Source organism: Pseudomonas sp. FBF18 (genome assembly GCF_024261405.1).
In the GTDB taxonomy this organism is placed as follows: domain Bacteria; phylum Pseudomonadota; class Gammaproteobacteria; order Pseudomonadales; family Pseudomonadaceae; genus Aquipseudomonas; species Aquipseudomonas palmensis.
Genome location: NZ_QKRS01000022.1, coordinates 56,028 through 82,826, shown reverse-complemented (window position 1 = coordinate 82,826; position 26,799 = coordinate 56,028). Strand labels below are relative to the sequence as shown.

Sequence of the window (26,799 nt, the reverse complement as noted above, 5' to 3'; positions counted from 1 at the left end):
TTATAAAAAATGCTTACAAATCAATTGGTTATGTATTTGTCAGCGGTGCTCGTTATGCAAGTCGTAGCGAAATCGCTACACCTGTCGAGTATTGAAAAAGCGCAGAGGGATCAAAACCTTGCATTACAGTGGCAAACGGGCGATGTAGCGAAATCGATACGGTGTATCGAATTCGCTACGGAAGGGTTTCCTTTCCGGGAATGCCATACTTGCGCAGCCGATGCGCAATAGCCGTGTGCGAAGTCTGCAAGCGACTGGCCAACTGGCGGGTGGAGGGGTAGGTGGCGTAGAGCTTTTCCAGCAGGCCACGCTCGAAGTTCTCCACGGCCTGCTCCAGGCTGGCCACTTCACCATCGCTTTGGCGCGCCACCGAGGTGCCGGCAATGTCCAGGTCACCAATATCCACCAGGCTGCTCTCGCAGATGGCCGCAGCGCGAAAGATCACGTTCTGCAACTGGCGCACGTTGCCCGGCCAGCGGTTGCCCAGCAACGCCGGGTAGGTGCCCGGCGCCAGCCGGCACAGCGGACGCTGGATCTGCGTGCAGGCCTGGCGCATGAAGGCACGGGCCAGCATCAGGATGTCCTGGCCACGCTCGCGCAGCGGCGGCACTTCCAGGTTGAGCACGTTCAGGCGGTAGAACAGGTCTTCGCGAAAACTGCCTTCGGCAACCATCTTTTCCAGGTCGCGGTGGGTGGCGCTGAGGATGCGCACGTTGACCTTGACCTCGCGATCACCGCCCACGCGGCGAAAGCTGCCATCGCTCAGAAACCGCAGCAGCTTGGCCTGAAGGTAAGGCGACATCTCGCCGATTTCATCGAGAAACACCGTGCCCTGGTTGGCCAGCTCCATCAGCCCCGGCTTGCCGCCGCGTTGCGCGCCGGTGAAGGCACCGGGGGCGTAGCCGAACAGCTCGCTCTCGGCCAGGTTCTCCGGCAGCGCCGCACAGTTCAGTGCCAGGAAGGGTGCGTTGTGGCGGCTGCTGATGGCGTGGCAGGCACGGGCTACAAGTTCCTTGCCGGTGCCGGTCTCGCCGTGGATCAGCAGCGGCGCATCCAGCGCCGCCACACGCAGGGCGCGGGCCTTGAGGGTACGGATGGGCGGCGAGTCGCCGAGCAGCGCGTCGAAGCCTTCGGCATGGTCGTGGTGCAGGGCCGACAGGCGTTCGCCGATGCGGTTGGCCTGGTACAGCGTCAGCAGGGCGCCGGCGTTGGTGATCGGGGTGGCGTCGAGCAGCAGGGTCTGGCCGTTGAGGGTGACTTCGCGCAGGGGCAGGTGGAAACCCTGTTCGATCAGCGCATCGAGCAGTTGCGGGTTGCCGAACAGCTCACCCACCGAGCGGCCCTCCGGGTCCTGGCCGCACAGGGCGATCAATGCGGGGTTGGCCAGCAGCACATGGCCGGCGCTGTCCAGGGCCAGGACCGGGTCGCTCATGGCGGCGAGCAGGGCATCGAGCTGCAGGTGGCGGCGCTGTCCGGGGAGGATGTCGACCACTTTCACGCTTTGCACGCCGTGCACGTTGAACAGCGCGTCATGCAGCTCTTCGAGCACGTCGGGGCTCAGGGTCGGGGCGTCGATGTAGACGTTGGGCGGCACCATCTCCACGGCGTCCAGGTTGAGGTGGCGGGCACCGAGCAGGGCCAGCACTTCCTGGGTGATGCCGACGCGGTCGATGAAGCTGACGTGGATACGCATGGGGGGATGTTCTGGCTTGCCGGGATGGCAAGTATGCCTTGGCGGGCGTGGTGCGGTCGAATCGCGGGTCAAGCCCGCTCCCACAGGCGCAGGTGATTTTTGTGGGAGCGGGCTTGACCCGCGATGAGGTCGTGGTGAGCTAGCCCAGGTGCTCGGGCTTGACCGGGTCGCCCGATTTCACATCGAGCTGTGCGCGCACATCCTCGAACATCATGTCGTAGATCTTGTGCAGCGAGCTGATGCTGGCGGTTTTGGGCATGCCGTACTTCTGCGCGATGATCGAGGCCTGCCGCGCGAAGTCGAAGGCCTGGTCCTTGGGCATGAAGAAGGTTTCGTCCATCGGCTTGTCCTCGATGGTGCCATGCATGCGAAAACTCATGCCTTTGCCTTCCTTGGGATCCTGCTCAACCTTGTAGTCGATGCACAGGTTGTAGCTGTAATCGGCCTTGTTCAGCGCATGGCGCTCGATGTGCAGATGACCGGGTTCGAATATGGCCATGGCGGCTCCTCTGGAAGGTTGAAACGGGCGGACCTGCAGATCCGCCCAACTGCATCAACGGTAGTCGATACCCGGCTTGGACGTACTCACCCGAGTGCCGGCAGTGCCCTTGACGATGTCTTCGATATCGGCCAGCGAGCCGATAACCGCTACTTTGCCGGTGTGCCGGGCAAAGTCGCAAGCGGCCTGCACCTTCGGCCCCATGGAGCCTGCGGCAAAGCCCAGGCGCTCCAGTTCGTCCGGGTGGGCCTGAGCGATGGCTTTCTGGGTCGGCTTGTTGAAGTCGACATACGCCGCGTTCACGTCCGTGGCAATCACCAGCAGGTCGGCGTCCAGCTGTTCGGCCAGCAGCGACGAGCACAGGTCCTTGTCGATCACCGCCTCGATGCCCTGCAGCTTGCCGTTCTCACCATACATGGTGGGGATGCCGCCACCCCCGGCACAGATCACGATACTGCTCTTTTCCAGCAGCCACTTGATCGGGCGGATCTCGAAGATGCGCTTGGGTTTGGGGCTGGCCACCACGCGGCGGAACTTGTCGCCGTCGGCCTTGACCACCCAGCCTTTTTCCTTGGCCAGGCGCTCGGCTTCTTCCTTGCCGTAAACCGGGCCGATGAACTTGGTCGGGTCCTTGAAGGCAGGGTCGTTGGCGTCCACTTCCACCTGGGTCAGCAGGGTGGCGAAGGGCACCTCGAAATCCAGCAGGTTGCCCAGCTCCTGTTCGATGATGTAGCCGATCATGCCTTCGGTTTCGGCACCGAGCACGTCCAGCGGGTAGGCTTCGTCGGGTTTGTAGGATTGCGCCTGAAGCGACAGCAGGCCGACCTGCGGGCCGTTGCCGTGGGCGATGACCAGTTCGTTGCCGGGGTGGATCTTGGCGATCTGTTCGGCGGCGATACGGATGTTGGCGCGCTGATTGTCGGCGGTCAGGGGCTCGCCGCGGCGCAGCAGGGCGTTGCCGCCCAATGCAACAACGATACGCATGATGATGTCCTTTCTAGGGTGCAGGAGCCGGCAGCACCGGCTCCCGGCGGGGTTACAGGTCGGCCAGGGTCGACACCAGGATCGCCTTGATCGTGTGCATGCGGTTTTCCGCCTGCTCGAAGGCGATGCAGGCCGGCGACTCGAACACGTCATCGGTCACTTCGATGCCGTTGGCCAGGTGCGGGTACTGCTCGGCGATCTGCTTGCCGACCTTGGTGTCGGAGTTGTGGAACGCCGGCAGGCAGTGCATGAACTTGGTGCGTGGGTTGCCGGTGGCCTTCATCAGCTCGGCGTTGACCTGGTATGGCAGCAGTTGCTTGATGCGTTCGCCCCAGGCTTCGACCGGCTCGCCCATCGATACCCACACGTCGGTGTGGATGAAGTCCACGCCCTTGACCGCAGCTTTCGGGTCTTCGGTGAGGGTGATGCGGGCACCGCTTTCCTCTGCGTACTGTTTGCAGCGTGCCACCAGGTCGTCATGCGGCCACAGGGCCTTGGGCGCACAGATACGCACGTCCATGCCCAGCTTGGAGCCGACCAGCAGCAGCGAGTTGCCCATGTTGTTGCGCGCATCGCCCAGGTAGGCGTAGCTGATGTCGTGGATCGGCTTGTCGGCATGCTCGCGCATGGTCAGCACGTCGGCGATCATCTGGGTGGGGTGGTATTCGTCGGTGAGGCCGTTGAACACCGGTACGCCGGCGAACTTGGCCAGTTCCTCGACCACTTCCTGCTTGAAGCCACGGTACTCGATGGCATCGTACATGCGCCCAAGCACGCGGGCGGTGTCCTTCATGCTCTCCTTGTGGCCGATCTGCGAGGAGTTGGGGTCGATGTAGGTGACGTTGGCGCCCTGGTCATAGGCGGCTACTTCGAAGGCGCAACGGGTGCGGGTCGAGGTCTTCTCGAAAATCAGCGCAATGTTGTTGCCCTTGAGGTGCTGCTGCTCGGTGCCGGTGTATTTGGCACGCTTGAGGTCACGGGACAGGTCCAGCAGGTAGCGCAGCTCGCGCGGGGTGTGGTGTTCCAGGCTCAGCAGGCTGCGGTTGTGGATGTTGAACGCCATGATGTTGCTCCTGTTCTTTTAGAACGCAAAGGGCTGATCGGCCCGGCCGGCGCCTTGTGGGCGCGGCCGGACGATGGTCGTTTTAGTAGTCGATTGGGTCGCGCACGATCGGGCAGGTCATGCAGTGGCCGCCCCCACGTCCGCGGCCCAGTTCGCCGGCACTGATGGTGATGACCTCGACACCGGCCTTGCGCAGCAGGGTGTTGGTGTAGGTGTTGCGGTCGTAGCCGATGACCACGCCCGGCTCCACGGCCACCACGTTGTTGCCGTCGTCCCACTGCTCGCGTTCGGCGGCGAAGCTGTTGCCACCGGTTTCAACCACGCGCAGCTTGGGCAGCTTGAGGGCCTTGGCCACCACATCGAGGAAGCTGGCTTCTTCGCGGCGGATGTCGATGCCGCCCTGCTTGCTTTCGTCGGGTTGCAGGGTGAAGGCGACGATCTGGTTCACCACTTCGGGGAAGATCGTGACCAGGTCGCGGTCGCAGAAGCTGAACACGGTGTCCAGGTGCATCGCAGCGCGGGACTTCGGCAGCCCGGCCACGATCACGCGTTCCACGGCCTTGTTCTTGAACAGGTTCAGCGCCAGTTGGCCGATGGCCTGACGCGACGTGCGTTCGCCCATGCCGATCAGTACCACGCCGTTGCCGATAGGCATCACGTCGCCGCCTTCGAGGGTGGAGTTGCCGTGGTCCTTGTCCGGGTCGCCGTACCAGATCTCGAAATCGGCATTGGTGAACTGCGGGTGGAACTTGTAGATGGCGGTGGTCAGCAGGGTCTCCTGGCGACGCGCCGGCCAGTACATCGGGTTCAGCGTCACGCCGCCGTAGATCCAGCAGGTGGTGTCGCGGGTGAACTGGGTGTTGGGCAGCGGCGGCAGGATGAAGCTGGAGTGGCCCAGGAAGTCGCGGAACATCTGGATGGTCTTGCCACCGAAGCTGTCGGGCAGGTCATCGGCCGAGACGCCGCCGATCAGGTACTCGGCGATGTGTCGCGGCTCCAGGCTGCGCAGCCAGGATTTCACTTCGTTGATCAGGCCCAGGCCCACCGAGTCGGCGGTGACCTTGCGCTCCAGAATCCAGTCCAGTGCTTCGGGCATCGCGACGATGTCGGTCAGCAGGTTGTGCATTTCCAGCACTTCGATGCCGCGCTCGCGCATCTTGGTCACGAAGTCGAAGTGGTCGCGCTTGGCCTGGGCGACCCAGAGTACGTCGTCGAACAGCAGTTCGTCGCAGTTGTTCGGGGTCAGGCGCTGGTGAGCCAGGCCTGGGGAGCAAACCATCACTTTGCGCAGTTTGCCGGCTTCGGAATGTACGCCGTACTTAGCTTTTTCCGTGGACATGGTTCATTTCCTCCAAGTTGCGAATACGGGGGGTTACAGAGTCAGGAAGCCGTCGTACAGGCCATAGGCCGCCACCAGGGCGCCAATGACTACGGCGGCGAAGATCAGCTTCTCCACGTTGGTAAAGATCGGTTGGCCCACCTCGCGCTTGGCCTTGGCGAACAGCACCACGCCAGGGGCATACAGCAGGGCCGAGAGCAGCAGGTACTTGACGCCACCGGCGTACAGCAGCCAGATGGCATAGAGCAGTGCGATACCGCCGATGATCAGGTCTTTCTTGCGTTCGGCCAGGGCCTGTTCATAGGTTTCGCTGCGCAGTGCCAGCAGGAACGCATAGGCCGCCGACCACAGGTAGGGCACCAGGATCATCGAGGTGGCGAGGTAGATCAGCGACAGGTAGGTACTGGCCGAGAACAGCGTGATGACTAGGAAGATCTGCACCATGGCGTTGGTCAGCCACAGGGCGTTGGCCGGCACGTGGTTGGCGTTCTCGCGGCGCAGGAACTCCGGCATGGTGTGGTCCTTGGCTGCGGCGAACATGATCTCGGCGCACAGCAGTACCCACGACAGCAGGGCCCCCAGCAGCGAGACGATCAGGCCGACGCTGATCAGCACCGCGCCCCAGTGACCGACCACATGCTCGAGCACGGCGGCCATCGACGGGTTCTGCAGCTTGGCCAGTTCCGGTTGGGTCATGATGCCCAGCGACAGCACGTTCACCAGTACCAGGAACAACAGCACGGTGATGAAGCCGATCACGGTGGCCTTGCCCACGTCGGAGCGTTTTTCGGCGCGGGCCGAGAAGATGCTGGCGCCCTCGATGCCGATGAACACCCACACGGTGACCAGCATCATGTTGCGCACCTGGTTCATCACGCTGCCCAGGTCCGGGTTCATCGTGCCCCAGATGTCGGCGGTGAAGATGTCCAGCTTGAACGCGAACAGGGCAATCAGGATGAACAGCGCCAGTGGCACGACCTTGGCCACGGTGGTGACCAGGTTGATGAACGCCGCTTCCTTGATGCCGCGCAGCACCAGAAAGTGCACTGCCCACAGCAGGATCGAGGCACCGATGATCGCCGCCGGGGTGTTGCCTTCGCCGAAGATCGGGAAGAAGTAGCCCAGGGTGCTGAACAGCAGTACGAAGTAGCCCACGTTGCCCAGCCAGGCACTGATCCAGTAGCCCCAGGCGGACGAAAAGCCCATGTAGTCGCCAAAACCGGCCTTGGCGTAGGCGTATACGCCGCCGTCCAGGTCAGGTTTGCGATTGGCCAGGGTCTGGAACACGAAGGCCAGGGTCAGCATGCCGATGGCGGTGATGCCCCAGCCGATCAGCACGGCGCCGACATCGGCGCTGGCGGCCATGTTCTGCGGCAGCGAGAAGATGCCGCCGCCGATCATGGAACCCACTACAAGTGCGACTAACGCACCCAGTCGTAGTTTTCCGGGAGTGTCTGACATTGGATAACTCCATTCCAGGAGAAGAGAGATGCCAGAATAAATCCAGCAAGCGTGACGAGAGCTGATTCAGGTCAGTTCATTGATACATTCCATTGTTGTTGAAGGACTTGAAGCGCTGCAGCCGGCGCCTCGCCGACACCCCGCAAGCCTTGTGCAATGGCACCTCCAGCCTTTTTCTAGAGCATTCGCTCTGAATGGCTGCGAGATTTGAAGCTAGTCGCTTTTACGGGTTTAGCAAATTTTTGACGAGAAAAGATCTTGTTTGCTTGATGAAGTAGATGGGGTACGCAAAACTCACTGTTTAGTTCGCCTCGGCATAGACGTACTAGTTATGAAGGTTATAGTTTTGAAGACAATCCACTATAAACGTCAGGGCTGTGCTTATATTTAGGCCTAGTGTGTAACAGCACCATGACAACGCGGGACGAAAAGGGGAACTGCATGTCCGAACCAGGACAGAAACTGCGCTTGGGTGCGCTCGTCGCGCTGGTGGTGGGCTCGATGATCGGTGGCGGTATCTTCTCGCTGCCGCAGAACATGGCCGCGCGGGCCGACGTCGGCGCCGTGCTGATCGGCTGGGGCATCACCGCCGTGGGCATGCTGGCGCTGGCGTTCGTGTTCCAGACCCTGGCCAACTGCAAGCCCGAGCTCGATTCGGGTGTATATGCCTATGCCAAGGCCGGGTTTGGCGAGTACATGGGCTTTTCGTCGGCCTGGGGTTACTGGATCAGCGCCTGGCTGGGCAACGTGGGCTACTTCGTGCTGCTGTTCAGCACCCTGGGCTTCTACTTTCCGGTGTTCGGGGAGGGCAACACGCCGATCGCCATCGCCTGCGCTTCGCTATTGCTGTGGGCGGTGCACTTTCTGGTACTGCGCGGCATCAAGGAGGCGGCGTTCATCAACCTGGTGACCACCGTGGCCAAGGTGGTGCCGCTGGTGATGTTCATCGTGATCGCGGCGGTGGCGTTTCGCGCCGATATCTTCACCCGCGACATCTGGGGGCTGAGCAACCCCAAGTTTGGCGGGGTGCTGGACCAGGTGCGCAACATGATGCTGGTGACCGTGTTCGTGTTCATCGGCATCGAGGGCGCCAGCGTGTATTCGGCCCGTGCCGAAAGGCGTTCGGACGTGGGCAAGGCCACGGTGATCGGCTTTCTCGGGGTGCTGGCGCTGCTGGTGCTGGTCAACGTGCTGTCGCTGGGGGTGATGACCCAGCCGGAGCTTGCCGGCTTGCAGAACCCGTCGCTGGCCTCGGTGATGGAGCATATCGTCGGGCCCTGGGGCGGGCTGCTGATCAGCCTGGGGCTGGCGGTGTCGCTGCTGGGGGCGCTGCTGTCGTGGGCGTTGCTGTGTGCCGAGATCCTGTTCGCCACCGCCCGCGACAAGACCATGCCGCGGTTTCTGACCCGCGAGAATGCCAACCATGTGCCGGTCAATGCGCTGTGGATGACCAACTGCATGATCCAGCTGTTCCTGCTGATCACGCTGTTCTCGGCGGGCACCTACACCAGCCTGATCTACCTGGCGTCGTCGATGATCCTGGTGCCGTACCTGTGGTCGGCGGCCTATGCGTTTCTGCTGGCCCTGCGCGGGGAAACCTATGAGCGCCACCCCGGGGCGCGGCGCAAGGACCTGCTGGTGGCCGGGGTGGCGCTGGTGTATGCGATCTGGCTGCTTTACGCCGGGGGGCTGAAGTACCTGCTGCTGTCGGCGCTGTTGTACGCGCCGGGGGTGATCCTGTTCTACCGCGCCAAGCACGAGCAGGGGCAGCCGCTGTTCACCGGGTGGGAGAAACTGATTTTCGCGGCGGTGCTGGTGGGGGCGGGGGTGGCGGCGTATGCGTTGTATGCGGGGTGGTTGACGCTTTAGAGCGGTGTCGAGGTGTTCGCCGGCAAGGCCGGCTCCTACAGGTTGGTGCGACCTTCTGTAGGAGCCGGCCTTGCCGGCGAAGAGCCTCTGGCGGTCACCAGCGAGGCTCGGCCGACCCCAGCTCGCAAGCCCCCCGCGCCCATGCCAGCGGCGCGCCTTGCACCTGCAACGGCGCCTGCAGGCGCCTGGCCGGCCCCCACGGCGTCTGCTCCACGGCCGGGGCCAGGTCTGCCTCGGTTTCGCCGGCCAACGGCAAGTCCTCGATCACCGTGCCCTGGTCCACCAGCAGCTTGGCCGTGCGCGCCAGCGACAGACGCGCCGAGCCGCCACAGCCGCTGCGCAGCCGCTCATCCAGTGCACGGATCGCGGCAGCCGCCATCAGGTAGCCGGTGGCATGGTCCAGGGCCTGCACCGGCAACGGCACCGGCCGCTCGCCCTGACGCCAGCGCATGCCCTCGCGAGCGATCCCGCTGCTCATCTGCACCAGGCTGTCGAAGCCGCGACGATGCTGCCACGGGCCGCTCCAGCCATAGGCATTGAGGCTGACATCGATCAGCCCGGGGTTGAGCCTGCGCCGTTGTTCGGCGCCATAGCCGAGGCGCTCCAGCGCGTCGGCGCGGTAGCCGTGCAGGAGGATATCGGCACCTGCCAGCAGGCCTTCGAATACGGCGCGGTCCTCTGCAGCATGCAGGTCCAGGCGCGCGCAGCGCTTGCCCAAGGTCACCTCGGCCACCACCGAGGGCTCCTCCCAGCCCGGCGGATCGATGCGCAGCACATCGGCACCGAACCCCGCCAGCAGGCGGCTGGCAACGGGCCCGGCAAGAATGCGCGTCAGGTCCAGCACGCGTACCCCCTTGAGCGGCTGCGCCGCGGTGCCGGTCCAGCCCTTGAGTACGCCAGCCGGCCCAGCCTTGCGATCGATCAGCGGCTCGGCATTGACCGCCATGCCCTGCGGGTGCGCCGACCATTGCTGCCAGCTGCGCATCTGCGCGGCACATCCGCCCGCAGCCACCACGGCAGTTTCCAGCGCCTCTGCCTCCCACTCGGCAACCCGCCGGGCCATCTGATCGCGGTCGTGTACCGCTCCCAGCACCCGTTCGGCAGCGGCGCGGTGATGCGCGGCATTGGTGTGCAGGCGGACCCAGCCATCGCGGGTCGGGTAATCGCCTGCCACGGCGTCCCACAGCGGCGGCAGGCTCCAGCCCTGGGGGCGAATGCTGGTGGCGAACCACAGGGAGCTCAGACGTCGGTCCACCTGCACCCCGGGGCGCGTGCCGGTCTGGCCGGCGAGCAGGTCGGCAATGGCCAGGCCCGTGGCGGCAATGCTGGCACTGGCCAGTTCGGTGACTTCGAAGGTCGATGGCAGGGCTCCTGCAGTGTGCAGGTGCAGGTGCTCAAGCGCATCCTGGGCTAACCCCAGGGCGCTGACGATGCTGTTGAGAACATGACTCATGGTTGGCCCTCCCGTTGGTGGGCCATTGCAGACCATCAGGGCTGATTGGTCAAATGCGGGGCGGCAGGCACGCGCTCGGGGCGCGACCAGATCCACAGGTTGCCCAGGGCCATGCCGCCGATGGCGAGCCCTACCGGCCAGCGCAGGCCGATGAACACCAGCATCAGGCCGGCGCACAGCAGCATGCTGAGCGTGGCGCTGACCTTGGCCCGGCGCTGAATCACCTTGCCGTTGCGCCAGTTGTGCAGGATCGGCCCGAACAACCGGTGGTTTTCCAGCCAGGCGCTCAGGCGCGGCGAGCTGCGCGTGGCAGCCCAGGCCGCGAGCAGGATGAACTCGGTGGTCGGCAGGCCGGGGATCACGATGGCCACCAGGCCGATGCCCAGGCTTACATAGGCAAGCAGGCCGAACAGCACGCGGGACAGCTTGGAGGTGGATGGGCGGGTCATGGGGTCCATTGACTGCACAGGTGAGGGCCGGCTGCCAACGCGGCTGGCCGGCCCGGCACGCATCAGGCCAGCTCGGCCTTGGGCGCGGTGGCGTAGGCGTGTTTGAGCAACTCGGTAAAACGTTCGAACGCAGCCACGGCGCCTTGTTCAGCGGCCGCTTCTTCTTCGGCGCTGAGCTCCAGACCGTCGAGGATGCGGGTGAACTGCTTCCAGCCCTCGGCGCGACCACCGGCCGGCTCGCCCAGGTGACGGGCACCGAAGCTGTCCGACAGGCCCAGGCCGACGGCGCGCTTGATCAGGAACGCGGCGCCGAGTTTGGAGCCTTCGGAGACGAATATCCAGCCCATGGCGGCGCCCAGGCTTGGGTTATGCACGGCGCCGGGGAAGGCGGCCGGTACTGCGGTGTCGAGGTCGGCGAGGTCGAGGCGGGCCTGTTCGGCGCGGCAGCGCTCGGCCAGGTCGGGCACGATGGCGATCAGTTGCGGGTCGTTGTACAGCGCCTGGAGTTCGGACTGGAACAGGTACTGGGCGACCACGAAACGGGCGAAGCTTTCGCGGGTGTCGAAGGGGGCATGGGACTTGACCAGCGCATCGAGCTCGCTGTGCGGCGCATGGGTGAGCTGGTTGAGGCGCTGCGAGCGCAGGGCAGGGCGTTCGGCGGTTGCGGTCATGGGGCATCCTTGGGAAATGGTGAGCGGGTGACTAGACGTTAGTAACTAGACGAATGAGGGGCGTGGAAATAGTAAAAAAGGTTGCGGGCCATTCGCCGGCAGGCCAGCTCCCTGTGGGAGCCGGCCTTGCCGGCGTAGCGTCTAGATATCCCACACCAGGTTGATGGCGAAGTTGCGCCCCGGCATGGTCAGGCGGTCCATGTTGGCCGGCTGGGTCACCGATGCCTCGCCGACACCGTCGTAGGCACGAACGTCATCCCACTGCCAGTATTTCTTGTCGGCCAGGTTGTAGATGCCTGCGTTGATCGTCACGTCGTTGCTCACCTTGTAGAAGCCGCTCAGGTCCAGAACGCCGTAGCCGGGGGTACGGAAGTGGCTGCTGGCACCATCGGGCGCCTTGAACTGGTTGTCGTCGACACGGGTCTTGCGCTTGACCAGTGTCCAGCTCAGCAGGCCGCCGTAACTTTCCTGCTCGTAGCCCAGGCCAACCACGCCGGTCAGCGGGTTGATGCTGTTGAGCGGCTCGCCGGTGTCGTTGTTGCGCCCGTAGGTGTAGGCCACCGAGCCCTGGGTGTACAGGCCCTGCGGTGCACCGAAGTGGTCCAGGTTCAGGCGGCCCTTGAATTCGGCGCCCTTGATGGTGGCGTGCTTGATGTTCTCGGCACGGAAGTCCATCGCGTCCTTGCCGTTGACCAGGGCGTCTTCGTTGATGAAGTCGCGGTACTTGTTGTAGAACACCGCGACGGCGAAGTTGCCCGCGTCGAAGTTGCCGCGCAGGCCGGTCTCGTAGCCCTTGCTCTTCTCCGGCTCCAGGTCGGGGTTGGGCTCGACCACGTAGTTGCCGGCCAGGTTCTCGAAGCGCCCGTACAGTGCCTTGGCCGTCGGGGTGCGGAAGCCCTCGGCGTACTGGCCGTACCAGGTGTAGTTGTCGTTGAAGGCATAGGTCACGCCGAACTTGGGCGACACGCGGTGCCAGTTCTTCTGCTTGTCGTTGACGGTGGTGGTCGGCCCGGTAGGCAGGGTGGCCAGGAACTCGTCGGTCAGGTGCGGCTTGAGCTGGGTGTAGTCATAGCGCGCACCCGGCAGGAAGGTCCAGTCGTTCCAGCGGATCTCGTCCTGCGCGAACAGGCTGTAGGTATTGATGGTCGGGTCCGGGAAGTCGCTGACCTTGACCTGGGCGTCGCGCGGGCTGGCATCGCCGATGGCGCCGCAAGTGCCCCCGGCATTCAGGCAGGTGGCGGTGCCGCTGCGCGACCCGGTGACCTTCTGCTGCTTGAGTGTGGTGCCGTAGGTCAGCAGGTGCTCGGTGCTGCCCAGGGTGAAGGCCTTGTCGAACTGGGCGTCGAGTATCCATTGGCGGTCCTGGTAGAGTGTCTTGCGATCGCGCGCCACTTCGCGCCCACCGGCCACATACAGCTCGTCAGTGCGCTGATCGGTCTTGCCGACCTGATAGTTCAGGCTCCACTTCATGTTGTCGGCCAGCAGGCTGTCCAGGGCAAGCTCATGGTTGAGGCCGAAACGCTCGCGGCTGACGGTGTCGTTGCCGCTGCGTGCGCGATAGGAATTCATCGCGGGAAAACCTGGAATGAATGGCCCGCCAACGGCGCTCAGTTGGTTGGTATCGCGATCATCCTTGTAGCGCTCGTAGGTCAGGCCCAGCCGCGCGTCGTCGGCGTAGTTCCAGCCCAGCTTGGCCAGCACGTTGGTGGTGCGCGCATCCTGCGGGTTGGCCTCGGTGCGCGCCAGGCCATCGCCGCTGTGGCTGCCGTATGACTCGGTCTCGTGGCCGTTGCGCTGGCTCAGGTGCAGCAGGCCGTCGAAATCGCCCTCGCGCCCGGCCACGGTGGCCGAGGTCAGCCAGCTCTCGTCGGCCGAGCTGTAGCCGGCCTTGAGGCGTGCACCCACGTCCTTGCCCGGCTTGATGATGTCGTCCGGGTCGAGGGTGAAGTAACTGACCGCGCCGCCGATGGCGTTGCTGCCGTACAGCACCGAGGCCGGGCCGCGCAGGATCTCCACGCGCTTGACGATCTCGGGGTCGACGTAGTTGCGCTGGGTCTGGGCGTAGGGGCCGTAGAAGTAGCTGTCGGGGATCGACACGCCATCGATCTGGGTCAGTACGCGCTCGCCATCGATGCCGCGGATGTTGTAGCCGTTGAGGCCGCTGCGCTGGCCGACGCCGCTGACCGAGACGCCTGGCTCGTAGCGCACCAGGTCCTTGATGGTGTTGACGTTGCTGCGGTCCAGCTGCTCGCGGGTCTGCACGCTCACCGTGCTTGGCACCTGGTTCACGTCCTGCGCGGTACGGGTGGCGCTGACGGTCACCTGCTGCAGGGTGATGGCATTGGAGGCGGCGCGCTCGATCACCACATTGCCGGCACTGAGCTTGCGGTAGTTCAGCTGGGTGCCGGCGAGCATCTGGCGCAGGGCCTGCTCGGGCGGCATCGAGCCGCGCACGCCTGGCGAGGCGACACCTTCGGCCAGCTCGGCGGACAACCCCACCTGCCAGCCGGTGACGGCGGTAAACGCGTTGAGCGCCGACACCAGCGGCTGCTGGGCAATGGCGAAGCGGTAGTCACCCATGCGCGGGTTGGCTGCCTGGGCGGGCTCGGCGGCCAGCGCCGGCAGGCTGCAGACGCCGCCGGCCAGCATGGCCAGGGTCAGCAGCGACAGCGTGCAACGTTGCAGGCCCGCTGTGCGGGTGGAGACGGTAGACCGGCGGGTGAAACCTCTGGACATCGAAAGCGCTCCCTGTCGCGCGAATGTTATAGGTGCGGCCGATTCAAAAATAAGAATCAGTTGCATTGGCTATAACGAGACGTGTGACCACGGGGCATCGCGTAAAAAAAGATTCCGACTCAGTTCAGAATCACCAGTGCCGGGTACTCCTGCAGGCGTGCGGAGGTGATGTGGGCCAGCGATCGCACCGCTTCGAGGGGTTGGTCGAGGCGGTAGTTGCCGGTGACGGCGACGTTCTGCAGGCGCTCGCTGGTGTTGATGATCCAGCCCGGGTAATAGCGCCCCAGCTCGGCCAGCACCTGGCTCAGGGGGCAGTTCTCGAACACTAGCCGGCCTTCGATCCAGGCCAGGTCCTTTTGCCCGTCCAGGCGCTCGCGCTGGCTGAAACCGTTGGGGCCGAGGCTGATGCTGTCGCCGGCCGACAGGCGGATGCGCTGGTCGCTGTTGCCCAGCAGGTCGACGTCGCCGCGCTGCACGCGCACCTGTGCCTGGCCGTCGAGGTAGCGCACGGCGAAATCGGTGTCGCGCACGCTGGCGCGCAACGGCCCGGCGCGAAGCTCGAAGGGCTGCTGCCCGCCGGGGACCTGGAAGTAGGCTTCGCCCTGGTACAGCCGAGCGATGCGCTGGCGGTCGTTGATGTTGCTGGAGAACGCCGAATTGGTATTGAGCAGTACCTTGGAGCCGTCCTGCAGTTCCAGGCGCTGGCGCTCGCCGACCACGGTCAGGTGATCGGCCTGCAGGCGCATGGGCAGGTTGCCGACCGTGAACACACCCACCAGCAGCACCGCGGCGGTGGCCAGCGGCTTCCAGTGCGGGCGCAGGCGGGCCAGGCGTGAGGGGCGCTGACGTTGCTGCAGCTGCAGCGCGGCGGCGCGCACGCTGTCGCCGTGCCACAGGGCTTCGGCCTGCACGTAGGCTGGGGCATTGGCCGGGTCGGCCTCGAGCCAGGCCTCGAAGGCCCGGGTGTCTTCGGGCGTGGCGCATTGCAGGCGTATCAGCCAGTCCAGCGCCTGGTCCATGGCGCTGTCGCAGGCAGCCGGGTCTGGCGGCGCAGGGCGGTCAGGGGCACTGTCGGTCACGGAGGGTCCTTGGCATGCTTGTGTATCAGGTAATGATCAAGTGTATCGGCATGTGAGGCAAGCAGGCTCAATCGCGATTGAGACGATCGGCTACGCCTACACAGATGGCCATGATCAGTTTCAGTTCCTTCTGAACCGTGCTGGCGGACACCTTCAGTTGTTCGGCGATTTCCAGATAGCTGGCGCCGTGCAATCGGCTGAGGATGAAGATGCGCTGCTGGCGGGCGCTGAGCTCGCCCAGCGAGGTGCTCAGGCGGCGCAGCAACTGCTCCGCGTGGGTGGCGTCCTCGGCGCTGCCGTGGCTGGCGGCCACGTTGTGCAGCACCGCCTCGGGCACATCGTCGAGCAGGGTGCGGGCTTGCACGCGGCGGGCGCGCAGGTGGTCCAGGGCGAGGTTGCGGGCGGTCTGGAACACGAAGGGTTCGAGGTGCTCGATGGGGCGTTCGCCCAGGGCGCGGGTGACGCGCAGGTAGGTTTCCTGAAGCAGGTCTTCGGCGGTGCTGGGGTTGTCGACCATGCGCTGCAGGGTGCGTAGCAGGGTGACCCGCTGGGCGAGGAAGACGGCGTTGAAGTGGGACTGACTCACAGCGATACCTGACCGGGATTTCAGCGAATGATAATGCTTATCATCAATGCTGTTGGTCAAGGGGAAAAGCAGCGGCAAGCTTTTAGTGCCAGGCGGCAGGAGGAAAAGCAGGCTTACCCCCCGGCTTGCCTGCCGCCTGAAGCTTGCGGGTTGAGACTATTGCGCCTCCCATAGCGCCAGGCAGTTGTCCAGCATGCGGTTGGAAAAGCCCCATTCGTTGTCGTACCAGGCCATCACCTTGAGCATCTTGCCGGCAACCTTGGTGTGATTGGCGTCGAAGATCGACGAAAGCGGGTTGTGGTTGAAGTCGCACGACACCAGCGGCAGGGTGTTGTAACCGAGGATCTTCGAGTGCTGGCTGGCCTCTTTCATCAGCGCATTGACCTCTTCCACGCTGGCCTCGCGCGTCACGTTCAGGGTCAGGTCCACCAGCGACACGTTGATCACCGGCACCCGCACCGCCATGCCGGTCAGCTTGCCGGCCAGTTCCGGCAACACCAGGCCCACGGCCTCGGCTGCGCCGGTCTTGCTCGGGATCATCGACTGGGTGGCCGCCCGCGCCCGGTACGGGTCGCTGTGGTACACGTCGGTCAGGCTCTGGTCGTTGGTGTAGGCATGGATGGTGGTCATCAGGCCCTGTTCGATGCCCAGTTCGCGGTGCAGTACCTGCGCCACCGGCGCCAGGCAGTTGGTGGTGCACGAAGCACTGGAGATGATCTGGTGCGAGGGGCGCAGGATGTCGTGGTTGACCCCGTACACAACTGTTGCGTCCACGCCCTTGCCAGGGGCCGAGATGATGACTTTGCGTGCCCCGGCAGTAAGATGGGCCGCGGCCCGGGTGCGCTCGGTGAACAGGCCCGTGCATTCGAACACCACGTCCACACCCAGCGCCTGCCACGGCAGCTCGGCGGGGTTGCGAATCGCGCTGACGGCAATTCGGTCGCCGTTGACCGTGATGCTCTCGCCATCGCTGTGAACCTGTGCATCGAATGCCCCGTGCACGCTGTCGTACTTGAGCAGGTGCGCATTGATCGAGCTGTCGCCCAGGTCGTTGATGGCGACGACCTGCAGGTCCTGACGGTAGCCTTGGGTATACAGTGCGCGAAGAATGTTGCGGCCGATGCGGCCAAAACCATTGATTGCGATACGTAATGTCATGGAGCTACCTCTGGCAGACTGTCTGAGCCCCGGAAAGAGCCTGAATCTGATTTTGTTGTTGGAATTACAAGATTATTCGTAAAAAAATAGAAAACAAGCCTTTTTGCTGGCAGTATTTTGTTCAATCTACAACGAGTGACCGGCCAAGCCGTTACCCACCGACATTCGCGCCCCTGCCTTGAGCCTAGGTCGCAATCGTTTGTAAGGGAAACCGCCGCAGAGGTTGCTGCCCCTTAGCCTGGAGTCCAGTACATGCATCCGCGCATTCTTGAGGTCACCGAACGGCTGATCGCCCGTAGCCGTCCTACCCGCGAGCGCTACCTTCAGTTGATTCGCGGGGCGGCCAGCGACGGCCCGATGCGCGCCAAGCTGCAATGCGCCAACTTCGCCCATGGCGTGGCCGGCTGCGGCAGCGACGACAAGCACAGCCTGCGCATGATGAACGCGGCCAACGTCGCCATCGTCTCGGCCTACAACGACATGCTCTCGGCGCACCAGCCCTACGAGCACTTCCCCCAGCAGATCAAGCAGGCGCTGCGCGAAATCGGCTCGGTGGGCCAGTTTGCCGGCGGGGTGCCGGCCATGTGCGACGGCGTCACCCAGGGTGAACCGGGCATGGAGCTGGGCATCGCCAGCCGTGAAGTGATCGCCATGTCCACCGCGATTGCGCTGTCGCACAACATGTTCGACGCGGCGCTGCTGCTGGGTATCTGTGACAAGATCGTGCCGGGCCTGTTGATGGGGGCGCTGCGCTTTGGCCATCTGCCCCAGCTGTTCGTGCCGGGCGGGCCGATGCCCTCGGGTATCTCCAACAAGGAAAAGGCCGACGTGCGCCAGCGCTACGCCGAGGGCAAGGCCAGTCGCGAAGAGCTGCTGGAGTCGGAAATGAAGTCCTACCACAGCCCCGGCACCTGCACCTTCTACGGCACGGCCAATACCAACCAGTTGCTGATGGAAGTGATGGGCCTGCACCTGCCCGGCGCCTCGTTCGTCAACCCGTACACGCCGCTGCGCGATGCGCTCACCGTCGAGGCCGCGCAGCAGGTCACGCGCCTGACCAGGGCCAGTGGCAACTTCATGCCGCTGGGCGAGATCGTCGACGAGAAGTCGCTGGTCAACTCCATCGTCGCGCTGCACGCCACCGGCGGCTCCACCAACCATACCCTGCACATGCCGGCGATTGCCCAGGCGGCCGGCATCCAGCTGACCTGGCAGGACATGGCCGACCTGTCCGAGGTGGTGCCAACGCTGTCGCACGTGTACCCCAACGGCAAGGCCGACATCAACCACTTCCAGGCGGCGGGCGGCATGGCCTTCCTGATCCGCGAGCTGCTCGATGCCGGGTTGCTGCACGAAGACGTGAACACCGTGGCCGGCCCCGGCCTGCGCCGTTATACCCAGGAGCCGTTCCTGGACAACGGCAGGCTGGTATGGCGCGAAGGCCCCGAGGCCAGCCTTGACGAAAGCATCCTGCGCCCGGTGGCCAACCCGTTCTCCGCCGAGGGCGGCCTGCGGGTGATGCAAGGCAACCTTGGCCGTGGGGTGATGAAGGTGTCTGCGGTGGCGGCCGAGCACCAGGTGGTCGAAGCCCCGGCGCGGGTGTTCCACGATCAGCAGGAACTGGCCGATGCGTTCAAGGCCGGCGAGCTGGAGCGCGATTTCGTCGCCGTGGTGCGCTTCCAGGGCCCGCGCTGCAACGGCATGCCCGAACTGCACAAGATGACCCCGTTCCTGGGTGTGCTGCAGGACCGCGGCTTCAAGGTCGCGTTGGTGACCGACGGGCGCATGTCGGGGGCTTCGGGCAAGATTCCGGCGGCCATTCATGTGTGCCCGGAAGCGTTCGATGGCGGCCCGCTGGCGCGGGTGCGCGATGGCGACATCGTGCGCGTGGACGGCGTGGCCGGCACCTTGCAGGTGCGCGTCGAGTCGGCCGAACTGGCCGCTCGCGAGCTGCCGGCAGCGCCGCTGGGCAATGACCTGGGCTGCGGGCGCGAGCTGTTCGGCTTCCTGCGCGTGGCGCTGAGCTCGGCCGAGCAGGGCGCCAGCGCCTTCACCTCGGCCCTGGAGAACTTCAAATGAAGGTCGCACTGGTCGGTGACATAGGCGGCACCAATGCCCGCTTCGCGTTGTGGCGCGACAACGCGCTGCACGCGGTGCAGGTGTTCCCCACGGCTGACTACACCAGCCCCGAGCAGGCCATCGGCGTGTACCTGGCCGCGCAGGGCCTGGCCAAGGGCGAGGTGGCGGCGGTGTGCCTGGCGGTGGCCGGGCCGGTCAGCGGCGATGAATTTCGTTTTACCAACAGCCATTGGCGCCTGAGCCGCAAGGCATTTTGCGCCAACCTGCAGGTCGAGCACCTGCTGCTGATCAACGACTTCACCGCCATGGCGCTGGGCATGACCCGCCTGCAGCCGGATGAAGTACGCAATGTGTGCGCCGGCACCCCGGACACCACCCGTCCGGCGGTGGTGATCGGGCCGGGTACCGGCCTGGGTGTCGGGACCTTGCTTGGCCTTGGCGAGCAGCGCTGGCTGGCGCTGCCGGGTGAGGGCGGGCATGTCGACCTGCCGGTGGGCAGTGCGCGCGAGGCGGCGATTCGCCAGGCGATCGCGCTGGACACCGGCCACGTCAGCGCCGAAACCGTGCTCAGTGGCGGCGGGCTGCTGCGCCTGTACCACGCCATCTGTGCACTGGACGGGCATGCCCCCACGCTGGGCACGCCGGCCCAGATCACCGATGCGGCGTTGCACGGCGACCCGGTGGCGCTGGAGGTGATCGAGCAGTTCTGCCGCTTTCTGGGGCGGGTGGCCGGCAACAATGTGCTGACCCTGGGCGGGCGTGGCGGGGTGTTCATCGTGGGCGGGGTGATTCCGCGCTTTGCCGAGCTGTTCCTGCGCAGCGGCTTTGCCGCGAGTTTTGCCGACAAGGGCTGCATGAGCGCCTACCTTGAAGGGGTGCCGGTGTGGCTGGTGACGGCGGAGTATTCCGGGTTGGAAGGGGCGGGAGTGGCGTTGCAGCAGGCACTGGCCCAGCACGCCTGAGTTGGAGTGACTGGCCGGTCCCTGTCGCGGGTCAAGCCCGCTCCCACCAGGTTCGATGCCGTACCTGTGGGAGCGGGCTTGACCCGCGATGGGGCCGCCAAGGAATGCACTGACAAGGACAACAACCGTGACCAAGTCGATTCTGCTGGTCGATGACGACCAGGACATCCGTGAACTGCTGCAGGCCTACCTGAGCAAATGCGGCTTCCAGGTGCAGGCCCAGGCCGATGGCCAGGGTTTTCGCCAGGCCCTGGACACACACGGCGCCGACCTGGTGATCCTCGACGTGATGCTGCCCGACGAAGACGGTTTCAGCCTGTGCCGCTGGGTGCGACAGCACCCGCGTCAGGCCCGTGTGCCGATCATCATGCTCACCGCCAGTTCCGACGAAACCGATCGCGTCATCGGCCTGGAACTGGGCGCCGACGATTACCTGGGCAAACCCTTCAGCCCCCGCGAGCTGCAAGCCCGCATCAAGGCCCTGCTGCGCCGCGCCGGCTTCATGCATGAACGCCCCGGCGGTGACGTGCTGACCTTCGACGAGTGGCGCCTGGATACGGTCAGCCACCGCCTGTTCCACCGCGACGGCGAAGAGGTGATCCTGTCTGGCGCCGATTTCGCCCTGCTCAAGCTGTTCCTCGACCACCCGCAACAGATCCTCGACCGCGACACCATCGGCAATGCCACCCGTGGTCGCGAGCCGATGCCGCTGGACCGTATCGTCGACATGGCGGTCAGCCGCCTGCGCCAGCGTCTGCGCGATACCGAAAAACCTCCGCGACTGATCCGCACCGTACGCGGCAGCGGCTACCTGCTGGCGGCCAGTGTTGCGCCCGCGCACTGAGCGGCGCTGGCGCCTGCCGCTGCCACGCTCACTGCTGGGGCGCATGCTGCTGCTGACCCTGCTGGTGGTGACGGCGGCCCAGGGGTTGTCCAGCGTGATCTGGGTGTCGCAGTTGCGCGCCAGCCAGCTCGAAGGGCTGCTGGCCAGCGCGCGCAGCCTGGCGCATTCGATGACCGCCAGCGTCAGTTACTTTCGTTCGCTGCCGCTGGCCTACCGGCCGCTGGTGCTGGACCAGCTGCGCAGCATGGGGGGCACGCGCTTCGTGGTGTCGCTCAATGAACGGCCGCTGGACATGCAGGTGCTGCCGGTGACCCCGCGCAAGCAGGCGGTGATCGAGGCGTTCGAGCAGGTACTGCACGAGCGCCTGGGCGAGCAGATGGAAATCTCGGTGGAGTTCGTCGGCCCCGAGCAACTGCGTCTGTTCAACAGCGGGCTCAAGCTCGATGAACTGCCGCGCTCCTGGGCGCACTACTCGCTGACCCTGGAGCCGGTCAACCCGCCGGTGCTGGTGACCCAGATCCGCCTGGGCGAGGGCGAATGGCTGTACATCGCCTCGCTGCTGCCCGAGCCCTACACCAGTCTCGAGGCCGAGGGCCTGCCGCGCCAGCAGGTGGGGTTCATCGCACTGACCAGTTTCTTTCTGCTGCTGTTCATCGGCCTGCTGGTGCATTGGCAGACCCGTCCGCTCAAGCGCCTGGCACGCGCGGCGCGGGAGCTGTCGCTGGGCGCCGACGCGCCGCCGGAGGTAGAGGGCGGCGGCAGCGAAGTGGTGGAGGTGGGGCGCGCCTTCAATGCCATGCGCGAACGCATCAGCCGCTACCTGACCGAGCGCAGCCAACTGTTCAGCGCGATCTCCCACGACCTGCGCACGCCGATCACGCGCCTGCGCCTGCGCGTCGAGCTGCTGGAGGATGAACAGCTGCAACACAAGTTCGGCCGTGACCTGGACGAGCTGGAGCTGCTGGTCAAGGGCGCCCTGCAGTGCGTGAAGGACACCGACATCCACGAGAACATCGAACCCATCGACCTCAACCAGGTGCTCGACTGCCTGGTGGAACCCTACCTGGCCAGTGCGCGCGTCACAGTGCAGGGCAGGGCGCTGGCGGCGTATCCGGGCAAGCCGCTGGCGCTCAAGCGCTGCATCGGCAACCTGATCGACAACGCGCTCAAGTACGGCGAGCGTGCGCACCTGCGCATCATCGACAGTGCCACCGGCTTCGTGCTGCAGGTGGACGACGAGGGCCCCGGCGTGCCGGAGCAGCGCCAGGAACAGGTGTTCGAGCCACATGTGCGCCTGGCCGGCCAGCAGCAGGGCTACGGGCTGGGGCTGGGCATCGCGCGCAACATCGCCCACAGCCACGGCGGCGAGGTGAGCCTGCGCAACCTGCGCGAAGGCGGCCTGCGGGTCACCCTGAGCCTGCCGCGCAGTGCGGGCCAGCGGGTGAATGTCACAGGTCGGTGACATTCGCGCATCCCTTCGTTACTTCTGCCGCCCCAGGGGGTGGCTAGACTTCGATTCACGCGCAAGCAGCATGACTTGCACCGGCATAACAACAAGAAAGGTTTCCCTTGATGAATGCGATCAATCGCCTCGCCGCCGTTGTTTCCCTTGCTTCCCTGTTGCCATTGAGCGCCCTGGCTGCCGAACCCGGCACGGTCGAGGTGACCCACTGGTGGACGTCCGGTGGCGAGAAGGCGGCCGTGGACACGCTGCGCAAGCAGATCGAACAGGACGGCTTTGTGTGGAAGGACAACGCCGTGGCCGGGGGCGGCGGCGCGGCCGCCATGACCGTGCTCAAGAGCCGCGCGGTGGCCGGCAACCCGCCAGCCGCTGCCCAGGTCAAGGGCCCGGACATCCAGGACTGGGGCGCGCTGGGCCTGCTGACCAACCTGGACGATGTGGCCAAGGCCAACGACTGGGACGCGCTGCTGCCCAGAAAGGTTGCCGACATCATGAAGTACGACGGTCATTACGTGGCCGTGCCGGTGAACATCCACCGGGTCAACTGGCTGTGGATCAACCCGCAGGTGTTCGCCAAGGCCGGGGCCAAGGTGCCGACCACCCTGGACGAACTGTTTGCCGCCGCCGACAAGCTCAAGGCTGCCGGCTTCGTGCCCCTGGCCCACGGCGGCCAGCCGTGGCAGGACAGCACCGTGTTCGAGGACGTGGTGCTGAGCATTCTCGGGCCCAAGGGCTACCACGCAGCCTTTGTCGAGCTGGATGAAAAGACCCTGACCGGTGCGCAGATGATCGAGGCGTTCAGCACCTTGCAGCGCCTGGGCACCTACATGGACCCCAACCGTGCCGGGCGTGACTGGAACGTCGCGGCCGCCGAGGTCATCAACGGCAAGGCCGGCATGCAGATCATGGGCGACTGGGCCAAGAGCGAATGGACCGCTGCGGGCAAGATCGCCGGCAAGGACTACGAGTGCGTAGCGTTCCCCGGTACCCAGGGCAGCTTTGCCTACAACATCGACTCGCTGGTGATGTTCAGGCTCAAGGACGAGAACGACATCAAGGCCCAGAACGACCTGGCCAAGGTGGCGCTGGAGCCGGCGTTCCAGACCGTGTTCAACCAGAACAAGGGGTCGCTGCCGGTACGCCAGGACATGGACATGGGCCCGTTCGATGCCTGCACGCAAAAGTCCGCCGCGGACTTCAAGGCGGCCGAGCAGGGCGATGGCCTGCAACCGAGCATGGCGCACAACATGGCCACCAGCCTGGCGGTGCAGGGCGCCATCTTCGATGTGGTGACCAACTTCCTCAACGACCCGAAGGCCGACCCGGCCAAGGCGGTCAAGCAGCTGGATTCGGCGATCAAGTCGGCTAAATGATCCGCTGAATCTTTCGGGCCTCATCGCGGGTCAAGCCCGCTCCCACAGGTACTGCGATGACTTTGTGGGAGCGGGCTTGACCCGCGATGCGGCGCAACGCGCCGCCTTTCCAACCGAGAACCTTCCGATGAGCACTATCGCCGTCCTCAACAAGGCCTCACCCCTCGATGCATTGCAACGCTGGCTGCCCCGACTGGTACTGGCGCCGAGCATGCTGATCGTGCTGGTGGGCTTCTACGGCTACATCCTGTGGACCTTCGTCCTGTCATTCACCAATTCAAGCTTCATGCCCAGCTACAAGTGGGTGGGCCTGGCCCAGTACGCCCGCCTGATGGACAACGACCGCTGGTGGGTCGCCAGCAAGAACCTGCTGCTGTTCGGCGGCATGTTCATCGGCATCAGCCTGGTGGTCGGCGTGCTGCTGGCGGTGCTGCTCGACCAGCGTATCCGCCGCGAAGGCTTTATCCGCACCGTCTACCTGTACCCCATGGCGCTGTCGATGATCGTCACCGGCACCGCCTGGAAATGGCTGCTCAACCCCGGTCTTGGCCTGGACAAGATGCTGCGCGACTGGGGCTGGGAAGGCTTTCGCCTGGACTGGCTGGTCGACCCCGACCGCGTGGTGTACTGCCTGGTGATTGCTGCCGTGTGGCAGGCCTCGGGGTTCGTCATGGCGCTGTTTCTGGCCGGGCTGCGCGGGGTAGACCCGTCGATCATCCGCGCAGCCCAGGTCGATGGCGCGAGCCTGCCGACCATCTACCTGCGCATCGTGCTGCCCAGCCTGCGCCCGGTGTTCTTCAGTGCATTGATGATCCTGGCGCACATCGCGATCAAGAGCTTCGACCTGGTGGCGGCAATGACCGCCGGTGGCCCGGGCTACGCTTCGGACCTGCCGGCGATGTTCATGTATTCGTTCACCTTCAGTCGCGGCCAGATGGGCATGGGCTCGGCCAGCGCGATCCTGATGCTGGGGGCGATCCTGGCGATCCTGGTGCCGTACCTGTACTCGGAACTCAGGAGCAAGCGCCATGAGTAATTCACTCGCTGCTCGTCGACCGAGCCTGAGCCGCCTGGCGGTCTACGCCACCCTGATCGCGGCCTGCCTGGTGTACCTGGTGCCGCTGATCGTGATGCTGCTGACCAGCTTCAAGAGCCCCGACGACATCCGCACCGGCAACCTGCTGAGCTGGCCCGAGGTGATCACCGGCATCGGCTGGGTGAAGGCCTGGGACGCGGTGGGCGGTTATTTCTGGAACTCGGTGAAGATCACCGTGCCGGCGGTGCTGATCTCCACCCTGGTGGGGGCGCTCAACGGCTACGTGCTGTCGATGTGGCGCTTCCGTGGCTCGCAGCTGTTCTTCGGGCTGCTGCTGTTCGGCTGCTTCCTGCCGTTCCAGACGGTGCTGCTGCCGGCCTCGTTCACCCTCGGCAAGCTGGGCCTGGCCAGTACCACCACCGGCCTGGTGCTGGTGCACATCGTGTACGGCCTGGCCTTCACCACGCTGTTTTTCCGCAACTACTACACCAGCGTGCCCCAGGCCCTGGTGCAGGCGGCGCGGCTGGATGGCGCGGGGTTCTTCACCATCTTCGGGCGCATCCTGCTGCCCATGTCGATCCCGATCATCATGGTGTGCCTGATCTGGCAGTTCACCCAGATCTGGAACGACTTTCTGTTCGGCGTGGTGTTCGCCAGTGGCGACGCGCAACCGATCACCGTGGCCCTCAACAACCTGGTCAACACCAGCACCGGGGCCAAGGAATACAACGTCGACATGGCGGCGGCGATGATCGCCGGGTTACCGACCCTGTTGGTCTATGTGCTGGCTGGCAAGTATTTCCTGCGTGGGCTCACCGCCGGCGCGGTCAAGGGGTAGAACATGGCAACGCTTGAATTGCGCAACGTCAACAAGACCTACGGCAGCGGCCTGCCGGACACGCTGAAGAACATCGAACTGAAGATCGGCTCGGGCGAGTTCCTGATCCTGGTGGGCCCTTCGGGCTGCGGCAAATCCACCCTCATGAACTGCATCGCGGGGCTGGAGCAGATCAGCGGCGGGGCGATTCTGGTGGACGACGCCGACATCAGTGGCATGAGCCCCAAGGATCGCGACATCGCCATGGTGTTCCAGTCGTATGCGCTGTACCCGACCATGAACGTGCGCGACAACATCGCCTTCGGCCTGAAGATTCGCAAGATGACCCCGGCGGCCATCGACGAGGAGGTGGCGCGGGTGGCCAAGCTGCTGCAGATCGAGCACCTGCTGGGGCGCAAGCCCGGCCAGCTGTCCGGTGGGCAGCAGCAGCGCGTGGCCATGGGCCGGGCGCTGGCACGTCGGCCCAGGATCTACCTGTTCGACGAGCCGCTGTCCAACCTCGACGCCAAGCTGCGGGTGGAGATGCGCACCGAGATCAAGCTGATGCACCAGCGCCTGAAGACCACCACGGTGTACGTGACCCACGACCAGATCGAGGCCATGACCCTGGGCGACAAGGTGGCGGTGATGAAGGATGGGCTGATCCAGCAGTTCGGCACCCCGCAGCAGATCTACAACGACCCGGCCAACCTGTTCGTGGCGAGTTTCATCGGCTCGCCGCCGATGAACTTCATACCCTTGCGCCTGCAACGCCAGGAGGGTCGCCTGCTGGCCCTGCTCGACAGCGGCCAGGGGCGCTGCGAACTGCCGCTGGGCATCGGCGAGGCGGGGCTGGAGGCGCGCGAGGTGATCCTGGGCATTCGCCCGGAGCAGATCAGCCTGGCGGGGGTCGAAGGCAATGGCCTGCCGAGCATTCGCGCCCAGGTGCAGGTCACCGAGCCGACCGGGCCGGACACCCTGGTGTTCGTGACCCTCAACCAGACCAAGGTGTGCTGCCGACTGGCACCGGAGTTCGCGCCGCAGGTCGGCGAAAGCCTGAGCTTGCAGTTCGATCCTGCGCGGGTGCTGCTGTTCGATGCAGAAACGGGCGAACGGCTGGGGCGCGGGCGTGCACCGCTCGATACGGTCGGCACCGACAACATTGCCCAATTCAGGGGCCGCTGAA

The 26,799-nt window shown here is 65.0% G+C and carries 22 protein-coding genes; 9 read left to right on the top strand and 13 right to left on the bottom strand.

All coding sequences use genetic code 11. From position 1 onward, the window contains the following. Positions 1 to 175 precede the first annotated feature (175 nt). The 6 genes from DN387_RS24145 to arcD (DN387_RS24120) form a co-directional block, all read right to left on the bottom strand. Positions 176 to 1,693 (bottom strand): sigma-54-dependent transcriptional regulator, encoded by a 1,518-nt coding sequence (locus DN387_RS24145; protein ID WP_054915089.1) that lies wholly within the window; start codon positions 1,691 to 1,693, stop codon positions 176 to 178. A 139-nt stretch (positions 1,694 to 1,832) separates the two neighbouring features. Next, positions 1,833 to 2,192: a DUF5064 family protein gene (locus DN387_RS24140; protein ID WP_043862426.1), complete on the bottom strand. Its 360-nt coding sequence runs from the start codon at positions 2,190 to 2,192 to the stop codon at positions 1,833 to 1,835. Between the two features lie 54 nt (positions 2,193 to 2,246). Continuing rightward, positions 2,247 to 3,176 (bottom strand): carbamate kinase, encoded by a 930-nt coding sequence (arcC, locus tag DN387_RS24135; protein ID WP_043862425.1) that lies wholly within the window; start codon positions 3,174 to 3,176, stop codon positions 2,247 to 2,249. 52 nt (positions 3,177 to 3,228) lie between these two features. Further along, positions 3,229 to 4,239 carry an ornithine carbamoyltransferase gene (locus DN387_RS24130; RefSeq protein ID WP_043862424.1) on the bottom strand — a complete coding sequence of 337 codons (1,011 nt, stop codon included), beginning with the start codon at positions 4,237 to 4,239 and terminating at the stop codon, positions 3,229 to 3,231. 82 nt (positions 4,240 to 4,321) lie between these two features. Next, the gene (arcA, locus tag DN387_RS24125; RefSeq protein WP_043862423.1) at positions 4,322 to 5,578 is read right to left on the bottom strand and encodes an arginine deiminase; all 1,257 of its coding nucleotides are present in this window, start codon (positions 5,576 to 5,578) and stop codon (positions 4,322 to 4,324) included. Positions 5,579 to 5,611: 33 nt separating this feature from the next. Further along, positions 5,612 to 7,039 carry an arginine-ornithine antiporter gene (arcD, locus tag DN387_RS24120; RefSeq protein ID WP_054915088.1) on the bottom strand — a complete coding sequence of 476 codons (1,428 nt, stop codon included), beginning with the start codon at positions 7,037 to 7,039 and terminating at the stop codon, positions 5,612 to 5,614. A 441-nt stretch (positions 7,040 to 7,480) separates the two neighbouring features. On the opposite strand from arcD (DN387_RS24120), the gene arcD (DN387_RS24115) reads away from it, so the two are divergent. Beyond that, positions 7,481 to 8,908: an arginine-ornithine antiporter gene (arcD, locus tag DN387_RS24115; RefSeq protein WP_254506373.1), complete on the top strand. Its 1,428-nt coding sequence runs from the start codon at positions 7,481 to 7,483 to the stop codon at positions 8,906 to 8,908. Between the two features lie 94 nt (positions 8,909 to 9,002). Here arcD (DN387_RS24115) and DN387_RS24110 read toward each other — a convergent pair whose 3' ends face one another. The 7 genes from DN387_RS24110 to gap form a co-directional block, all read right to left on the bottom strand. Then, a complete protein-coding gene (locus tag DN387_RS24110; RefSeq protein ID WP_054915086.1) occupies positions 9,003 to 10,361 on the bottom strand; it encodes a CoA transferase in 1,359 nt (452 codons plus the stop codon). A 35-nt stretch (positions 10,362 to 10,396) separates the two neighbouring features. After that, on the bottom strand, positions 10,397 to 10,810 hold the full coding sequence (locus DN387_RS24105; protein WP_043860378.1) for a YbaN family protein: 414 nt from the start codon (positions 10,808 to 10,810) through the stop codon (positions 10,397 to 10,399). A 62-nt stretch (positions 10,811 to 10,872) separates the two neighbouring features. Continuing rightward, a complete protein-coding gene (locus tag DN387_RS24100) occupies positions 10,873 to 11,481 on the bottom strand; it encodes a biliverdin-producing heme oxygenase (RefSeq protein WP_043860379.1) in 609 nt (202 codons plus the stop codon). Positions 11,482 to 11,622: 141 nt separating this feature from the next. Continuing rightward, complete coding sequence (locus DN387_RS24095; protein WP_054915085.1) at positions 11,623 to 14,217, bottom strand: TonB-dependent receptor; 2,595 nt, start codon at positions 14,215 to 14,217, stop codon at positions 11,623 to 11,625. Positions 14,218 to 14,336: 119 nt separating this feature from the next. Continuing rightward, a complete protein-coding gene (locus tag DN387_RS24090; protein WP_054915084.1) occupies positions 14,337 to 15,296 on the bottom strand; it encodes a FecR domain-containing protein in 960 nt (319 codons plus the stop codon). Between the two features lie 67 nt (positions 15,297 to 15,363). Next, positions 15,364 to 15,882 (bottom strand): RNA polymerase sigma factor, encoded by a 519-nt coding sequence (locus tag DN387_RS24085; RefSeq protein ID WP_043860382.1) that lies wholly within the window; start codon positions 15,880 to 15,882, stop codon positions 15,364 to 15,366. A 156-nt stretch (positions 15,883 to 16,038) separates the two neighbouring features. Continuing rightward, positions 16,039 to 17,040 (bottom strand): type I glyceraldehyde-3-phosphate dehydrogenase, encoded by a 1,002-nt coding sequence (gap, locus tag DN387_RS24080; RefSeq protein ID WP_054915083.1) that lies wholly within the window; start codon positions 17,038 to 17,040, stop codon positions 16,039 to 16,041. Between the two features lie 252 nt (positions 17,041 to 17,292). Here gap and edd point away from each other — a divergent pair, with 252 nt between their 5' ends. From edd to DN387_RS24040, 8 genes are all read left to right on the top strand, one after another. Next, on the top strand, positions 17,293 to 19,119 hold the full coding sequence (gene edd / locus DN387_RS24075) for a phosphogluconate dehydratase (RefSeq protein ID WP_054915082.1): 1,827 nt from the start codon (positions 17,293 to 17,295) through the stop codon (positions 19,117 to 19,119). Further along, a complete protein-coding gene (locus tag DN387_RS24070) occupies positions 19,116 to 20,081 on the top strand; it encodes a glucokinase (RefSeq protein WP_054915081.1) in 966 nt (321 codons plus the stop codon). Before edd ends, DN387_RS24070 begins: the two co-directional genes overlap by 4 nt. 88 nt (positions 20,082 to 20,169) lie before the next feature. Beyond that, complete coding sequence (locus tag DN387_RS24065; protein ID WP_054915080.1) at positions 20,170 to 20,925, top strand: response regulator; 756 nt, start codon at positions 20,170 to 20,172, stop codon at positions 20,923 to 20,925. 43 nt (positions 20,926 to 20,968) lie between these two features. Beyond that, on the top strand, positions 20,969 to 22,387 hold the full coding sequence (locus DN387_RS24060) for an ATP-binding protein (RefSeq protein WP_082405721.1): 1,419 nt from the start codon (positions 20,969 to 20,971) through the stop codon (positions 22,385 to 22,387). Positions 22,388 to 22,497: 110 nt separating this feature from the next. Further along, the gene (locus DN387_RS24055; RefSeq protein ID WP_054915078.1) at positions 22,498 to 23,760 is read left to right on the top strand and encodes an ABC transporter substrate-binding protein; all 1,263 of its coding nucleotides are present in this window, start codon (positions 22,498 to 22,500) and stop codon (positions 23,758 to 23,760) included. A 127-nt stretch (positions 23,761 to 23,887) separates the two neighbouring features. Further along, positions 23,888 to 24,796: a carbohydrate ABC transporter permease gene (locus DN387_RS24050; protein ID WP_043860389.1), complete on the top strand. Its 909-nt coding sequence runs from the start codon at positions 23,888 to 23,890 to the stop codon at positions 24,794 to 24,796. Further along, positions 24,789 to 25,634, top strand: coding sequence for a carbohydrate ABC transporter permease (locus tag DN387_RS24045; RefSeq protein WP_054915077.1), 846 nt, complete (start codon positions 24,789 to 24,791; stop codon positions 25,632 to 25,634). The genes DN387_RS24050 and DN387_RS24045 overlap by 8 nt, the downstream gene beginning before the upstream one ends. A 3-nt stretch (positions 25,635 to 25,637) precedes the next feature. Further along, entirely contained in the window at positions 25,638 to 26,798 is a 1,161-nt protein-coding gene (locus DN387_RS24040) for an ABC transporter ATP-binding protein (RefSeq protein WP_054915076.1), read from the top strand. The last annotated feature ends 1 nt before the right edge of the window (position 26,799 follow it).